Below are 2,486 nucleotides of genomic sequence, written 5' to 3'. Positions count from 1 at the left end.
TATGTCGAGCGCGGCACCATGGCCGGCAGCGTCTCGATGAAGCTTGCCGACAAAAAGGACGACAAGGCACCCTACTTCGCCATCGTGCTGGTCGCCGGCTGGTCCGGTCGCCCCGGCGCCGTGGGAGCACAGGCATGAGTGGCCGTCTCACCGTCATCGGCCTTGGGCCCGGCAATGCCGATCAGGTCACCCCGGAGGCCAGCCGCGCTGTCGCCGAGGCGAAATTCTTTTACGGCTACAAACCCTATCTCGACCGGCTGGACCTGCGCCCGGACCAGACCCGCGTCGCTTCCGACAACCGCGAGGAACTCGCCCGCTCCAAGGACGCATTGAGCAAGGCCGCAGAGGGCCATGACGTCGCCGTGGTCTCCGGCGGCGATCCCGGCGTGTTCGCCATGGCGGCGGCCGTCTGCGAGGCGATCGAGGCCGGTCCGGTCGAATGGCGCGCGGTCGATGTCGCCGTGGTGCCCGGCATCACCGCCATGCTGGCGGTTGCCGCCCGCATCGGGGCGCCGCTCGGCCATGATTTCTGCGCCATCTCGCTCTCCGACAATCTAAAGCCATGGGAATTGATCGAACTGCGCCTGCTGGCGGCGGCCGGTGCCGGCTTCGTCATCGCGCTTTACAACCCGATCAGCAAGGCCCGCCCCTGGCAACTCGGCCGCGCCTTCGAGTGCCTGACCGCCATCCTGCCGGGCACCACGCCGGTAATCTTCGGCCGCGCCGCCGGTCGCCCGGACGAGCGTATCGAGGTCTACCTGCTGGCCGATGTCGAGGCTGAAAAGGCGGACATGGCGACCTGCATCATCATCGGCTCGCCGGAAACCAGGATTATCAAGCGCACGGAGAAGCCGGCGCTGGTCTACACGCCGCGCTCGTCCACGGGACGGACAAAATGATCGACCCCAAATCGATCGACAATGGCGGCCAGCGCTTCGACGGTTTCAGCCGAGGGCACGTCCGGCAGATCAGGCCTGCGGATCATGACCACCTCGATGCCAAGCGCCCGAGCCGAGGCGATCTTGCCAAAGGTCGCCTCGCCGCCGCTGTTCTTGGACACCACGACATCGATGCGGTGCCTTTCGAGCAGCGCGCGTTCCTCCGCGTCGCGAAACGGGCCACGGGCCAACAGATATTCGGCGTCGGGCACGGCCAGCTTCGGCTCGACCGGATCGACACTGCGAATGAGATAGTGGTGCTGGGGCGCTGCTTCGAAAGCCGCAACCTCTTGCCGGCCCAGTGCCAGAAAAACGCGGCGCGGCGCCGGTCCAAGCGCTTGCGCGGCATCGCCGACCGTACCGACCAACGTCCAGCGGTCGCCTTCGACAGGCTCCCAGCCGGGACGCCGCAGGGCAAGGATCGGCACGCCGGCCATGCGCGCGGCTTGTGCGGCATTGGCGGAGATTTGCGCCGCATAGGGATGCGTGGCGTCGATCAGCAGATCGGTGGCCGTTTCCGTGAGGTAAGCGGCCAGCCCGTCGGCGCCGCCAAAGCCTCCGCTTCGCACCGGCACGCCTTGCGCGACCGGGCTTTCGGTGCGGCCGGCCAGCGACAGCGTGACCGAGGCACGCGCCGCCAGTTTTCCGGCCAGTTGCCGCGCTTCGGTGGTGCCGCCGAGGATCAGGATACGGTGGGTCATTATGCCTGCTGAGCGTCAATCGCGAGCCGCCTGGCTGACAGTCGTCGGCATCGGCGAGGACGGTTTAGCGGGTCTCGGCGACGAGGCCAAGCAGCGGATTGCCCAGGCTGAGATCATCTTCGGCGGCAAGCGGCACCTCGCCCTTGTCGCTTCCTTCGCCAAGGGCGAGGCGCGCCCATGGCCGATTCCGTTCGATGCCGAAATGGCTGACGTGCTGGCGCTCGCCGGCAGGCGCGTCTGCGTGCTCGCCTCCGGCGATCCCTTCTTCCACGGCGTCGGCGCCACGCTCGCCCGCAAGGTCAAGGCGCAAGAGATGCACGTTATCCCCGCGCCTTCAGCCGTTTCACTGGCGGCCGCCCGGCTCGGCTGGGCGCTGCAGGATATCGAAACCGTCTCGCTGCACGGCCGGCCGCTCGACCTGATCCGGCCGCTGCTGCAGCCAGGCGCGCGCATCCTGGCGCTGACCTCGGATGCAGAGGCCCCCGCGGCGATTGCCCGCCTGCTCGCGGAACTCGACTTCGGCGCATCGCGGCTGACGATCCTGGAGGCGTTGGGTGGGCCAAGCGAGACCCAGCGCTCGGTCCGCGCCGATGCCTTCGACCTCGAAAACCTCAATCCGCTCAACGTGCTGGCGGTCGAAGTTGAATCCGGTCCGGACGCGCGCGTGCTGCCGCTCACATCAGGCCTTGCCGATCACCTGTTCGACCATGACGGCCAGATCACCAAGCGCGAAATCCGCGCGATCACCCTGTCGGCGCTGGCGCCGCGGCGCGGCGAGTTGCTGTGGGACATCGGCGCCGGCTCCGGTTCCATCGGCATAGAATGGATGCTGGCCCACCCTTCCATG

3 protein-coding genes and 1 pseudogene are annotated in these 2,486 nt (G+C 67.8%); 3 read left to right on the top strand and 1 reads right to left on the bottom strand.

Annotation, left to right across the window (positions count from 1 at the left end; all coding sequences use genetic code 11):
• Both EN914_RS39535 and EN914_RS32000 read left to right on the top strand, forming a co-directional pair.
• Positions 1 to 138, top strand: a pseudogene (locus EN914_RS39535) (precorrin-2 C(20)-methyltransferase); the annotation flags it as partial.
• Positions 135 to 899 carry a precorrin-3B C(17)-methyltransferase gene (locus tag EN914_RS32000; protein WP_024501370.1) on the top strand — a complete coding sequence of 255 codons (765 nt, stop codon included), beginning with the start codon at positions 135 to 137 and terminating at the stop codon, positions 897 to 899. The pseudogene EN914_RS39535 and the gene EN914_RS32000, both read left to right, overlap by 4 nt.
• On the opposite strand, the gene EN914_RS31995 is transcribed toward EN914_RS32000, so the two are convergent.
• Positions 863 to 1,639 (bottom strand): cobalt-precorrin-6A reductase, encoded by a 777-nt coding sequence (locus EN914_RS31995; protein WP_024501371.1) that lies wholly within the window; start codon positions 1,637 to 1,639, stop codon positions 863 to 865. The genes EN914_RS32000 and EN914_RS31995 overlap by 37 nt on opposite strands.
• 1 nt (position 1,640) lies before the next feature.
• Between EN914_RS31995 and cbiE the strand changes: the two genes are divergently transcribed.
• Positions 1,641 to 2,486 (top strand): precorrin-6y C5,15-methyltransferase (decarboxylating) subunit CbiE (gene cbiE, locus EN914_RS31990; RefSeq protein ID WP_127389528.1); only part of this gene is annotated, 846 nt, incomplete at its 3' end.

Source organism: Mesorhizobium sp. M7A.F.Ca.CA.001.08.2.1 (genome assembly GCF_003998455.1).
Classification (GTDB): Bacteria; Pseudomonadota; Alphaproteobacteria; order Rhizobiales; family Rhizobiaceae; genus Mesorhizobium; species Mesorhizobium ciceri.
This window is presented reverse-complemented; position numbering and strand designations above follow the sequence as displayed.

What these genes read in the sequence shown, in the direction of transcription:
- EN914_RS31995 (WP_024501371.1), bottom strand. Translation starts at nt 1,639, where the DNA reads ATGACCCACCGTATCCTGATCCTCGGCGGCACCACCGAAGCGCGGCAA.
- EN914_RS32000 (WP_024501370.1), top strand. Translation starts at nt 135, where the DNA reads ATGAGTGGCCGTCTCACCGTCATCGGCCTTGGGCCCGGCAATGCCGAT.